The following is a 3,218-nucleotide window of genomic DNA, read 5'->3' on the forward strand; positions in this document are numbered from 1 at the left end:
CGGGGCGGCGCAACCTCCCGCCGCGGGGCAGTCTCCGTCCGCCGCGGCGCAGTCCTCCGGGGCGACGGCACAGTCGTCCGGCGCGACGGCACAGTCGTCCGGCGCGGCCGGGCAGGACGAGAACCCGGCCGACCGGTCGAGCCGGAACACGGGCGACGCGGCCCAGCAGGGCACGAAGCAGCCGTCCACGAAGCAGCAGGCGGCGCGGCAGGAGACGGCGAAGGGCACGGAGCGGGCGTCGGCCCAGGGCGGGCAGAGCAACTCGCAACAGCCGAAGTCGTGACCGGGCCCCACCGCGACGGCGGCTGAGCCCCGCCGGTGGGCCACGACGACAGCAAAGACCCCCGGAGGGGACGCCCTCCGGGGGTCTTCGGCTGTTCTGGTCCGGACCGGATCCGGCCGGTGCTGCCCCGGGTTCTCAGGCGGCGTGCTTGTCGATGAGCTTGCCCAGGCGCGGCAGGGCCTCCTCGACGTTCTCCTTGCCCTTCGGGCGCAGCTTGTCGTAGACCTTCTTGATGCTGTCGCGGTCGCTCTTCTCCGCGCGGGCGTCGGTGACCGACAGCAGCGCGTCGGCGGCCTCGCTCGAGCGGGTGGGCAGGTAGCTGCCGAAGTCGCTCGTGCCGCTGGCCTTGAAGTCGGCGTAGAAGGGCTCCAGCGCGGCGGTGAAGTCGTCGAGGAGGCTGTCCACAGCGGACGTGATCATGCCGGGCTTGATCTTCTTGACCGCGCCGTAGCCGGTCTTGATGACCGTGCCGGACACGCCGCTCTTGGCCTCGACCTCCTCGTCGATGAGGTTCCCGAGGTCTTCGACCACGGTCGGGCGCTTGCTGGAGTCGAGCAGGATTTCCTTCAGGGTGTCAGCCACGGCTCTTCCCATCCTTCACAGTCTGATTCAACGATTCGCCTGGCAGGACGCCCGACGCCCGGCACAGCCCCGCTCGGGGGAGTCAACCGGTTGAGGTAGGCCGTCCTGATGTGCCTGCGCGTGCGCAGTACCTTAGTACAAGATCAATCTGGCTTGCACGCAGCGGTGTTCTCCCGTCACGCTGAGCCTTCGAGGGCTCCGACCACGTCCGTTGCCACCGTCCGGGCCTTCACGCTCTGTCGTTGATTCGTGGTCACGATGACGGCAGTCTCACCCTTACTGATGGCATAGACCGCGCCGCTGTCATCCGTTTCGTAGCCACCCTCCCAACCGGACGGCCGGGTCGCGGGATTCGACGTCGCGACCGGTGCGGCCGCGTCGACGAGCGCGACCGCCACCTCCGGCCGCCCGACGAACACCCGCACACGCAGCTGCTCCTCCCCGTCCGGGCGGTGGAAGAAACAGCTCGGCGGGTCACCGTCGGAGACCCGCACGGTGCCGACCCGCTGCCCGTTCGCCTCGGCGACGGCGTCGGCCGACAGGTACGGGCACGGCCCCTCGGCCACCGGCTCCGGTTCCGGCGGTGGCGTCACCGACTCCCGGGGCGACGCCGGAGCCTCCGGCGTCGCCCGCTCCGCTGCCGGACCCGGTGCGGCCGGGCCCGGCGAACAGGCCGTGAGGACGGCGACGGTGACGGATCCGAGCACGGCGAGACGTGGGCGCATAGGTCGCACAGTGAATCAGAACGCCGGGCGGCGTCCCTGGTCGGCCGCACCGATCCCGAGCGACCGACAGTTCGTGCAAGATCATGTACTTTCGGTGAAAACCGACAGATCGACACGGAGGGTGACACCACTGATGGTCTTCAGGAAGCTGCTCGGGGCGCTCGGGATCGGGGGCCCGTCCGTCGACACCGTGCTGCACGATCCGCACGTGCGGCCCGGCGGCACACTGTCCGGTGAGGTCCGGATCAGCGGCGGCTCCCAGGGGACCACCGTCGAGCACGTCGTCCTCGGCCTGGTCACCGGGGTCGAGACGGGCGACGACGAGGTGGGGGTGGAGTTCCACCGCGTGGTCGTCGGTGGCGGGTTCGGGCTCGCGGAGGGTGCGGAGAAGACACTGCCCTTCGAGATGCCCGTGCCGTGGGAGACGCCGGTCAGCAGCGTGCACGGGCAGCCGCTGCCCGGGATGACCCTGGGGCTGCGCACGGAACTGTCCGTCGAGCAGGTCGCGGACAAGGGCGACCTCGACCCGGTCGGCGTCGAGCCGCTCCCCGTGCAGCAGCGGGTGCTGGACGCGCTGTCCGAACTCGGCTTCCAGTTCACCGGCGCCGACCTCGAACACGGACATCTCCAGGGCATCAATCAGCAGCTGCCGTTCTTCCAGGAGCTCGAGTTCGTCCCGCCGCCGCAGGCTTCCGGGCTGGTGAGCGAGGTCGAGGTCACCTTCGTCACCGGCCCCGACCGGATCGACGTCGTGCTGGAGGCGGACCGGCGGGGCGGCATGTTCACTCCGGAGCGGGACGCGTTCGGCCACTTCTCCGGGACCCACGACGAGGCGGCGAGCACCGACTGGGCCGCCCACATCGCGCAGTGGCTCGACCACCTCGCCGAGCACCGTGGCGTGGCGGACGGCCCCGGGCTCAAGTACACCCACGACCACGACGACCACGGCGACGGCGGGAAGTCCGGAATGGGCGGCATGCTCGCCGGCGCCGCGGTCGGGGCCGGGGCCGGAATCCTCGGCGGAATGGCACTCAACGAGATGCTGGACGACGACGAACAGCCGATCGGCGACGTCGACGTGGACGTGGAGGAGCCGGACGTGCCGGAGGAACCGGAAGAGGAGGAGCCGGAGGAGGAAGGCGACGACGAGGAGTAGCACCCCGCCCGCCGCACCGTTTCCCGCACGGTGCGGCGGGTATCCGCCGGGGCATGCGTATCGGTGACACCGCCGGCACCGTGCCCGGCGGGCCCGCCGCACTCCCCCGGAGCACGGCCGCGGTGTCACCGTCCCCGGCACCGGGGTCGGCACCACCGCGTGCGCGCTGAGGGCACGCACCGTGTCCGTGACCACCGCACCGCCGCCCCGCCGGACCGTGGTCGCGCTGCTGGTGCTCACGCTGGTGACCGGAATCGTCGATGCGGTGAGCTTCCTGCGACTCGACCAGATCTTCGTCGCCAACATGACGGGCAACGTCGTCTTCCTCGGACTGAGCGTCACCCCGTCGTCGTCGGTCGCGGCGTACGCCCCCGCGATCGCGATCGCCGGCTTCACACTCGGCGCACTCGCCGGCGGGGTGTTCGCCGCCCGCGCACCGGCGGGCGCGGTCCCCGGTCACCGGACCGCCGCG

At 71.3% G+C, this 3,218-nt stretch carries 5 protein-coding genes; 3 read left to right on the forward strand and 2 right to left on the reverse strand.

Annotated elements, in window-relative coordinates:
* On the forward strand, positions 1-283 hold a 283-nt coding region (locus tag ACTIR_RS26195; protein ID WP_199285559.1), incomplete at its 5' end, for a hypothetical protein.
* Positions 284-418: 135 nt separating this feature from the next.
* Here the strand turns inward: ACTIR_RS26195 and ACTIR_RS0102910 are convergent.
* A complete protein-coding gene (locus tag ACTIR_RS0102910) occupies positions 419-865 on the reverse strand; it encodes a DUF6918 family protein (protein WP_026453161.1) in 447 nt (148 codons plus the stop codon).
* A gap of 176 nt (positions 866-1,041) precedes the next feature.
* Positions 1,042-1,431, reverse strand: coding sequence for a DUF2020 domain-containing protein (locus ACTIR_RS21340; protein ID WP_026453162.1), 390 nt, complete (start codon positions 1,429-1,431; stop codon positions 1,042-1,044).
* A 292-nt stretch (positions 1,432-1,723) separates the two neighbouring features.
* Here ACTIR_RS21340 and ACTIR_RS0102920 point away from each other — a divergent pair, with 292 nt between their 5' ends.
* Both ACTIR_RS0102920 and ACTIR_RS0102925 read left to right on the forward strand, forming a co-directional pair.
* Positions 1,724-2,746: a sporulation protein gene (locus tag ACTIR_RS0102920; RefSeq protein WP_026453163.1), complete on the forward strand. Its 1,023-nt coding sequence runs from the start codon at positions 1,724-1,726 to the stop codon at positions 2,744-2,746.
* 187 nt (positions 2,747-2,933) lie between these two features.
* A partial coding sequence (locus tag ACTIR_RS0102925; protein ID WP_026453164.1) for a DUF1275 family protein occupies positions 2,934-3,218 on the forward strand: 285 nt, incomplete at its 3' end.

Source organism: Saccharomonospora iraqiensis subsp. iraqiensis, from assembly GCF_000430445.1.
Taxonomy (GTDB): domain Bacteria; phylum Actinomycetota; class Actinomycetes; order Mycobacteriales; family Pseudonocardiaceae; genus Saccharomonospora; species Saccharomonospora iraqiensis.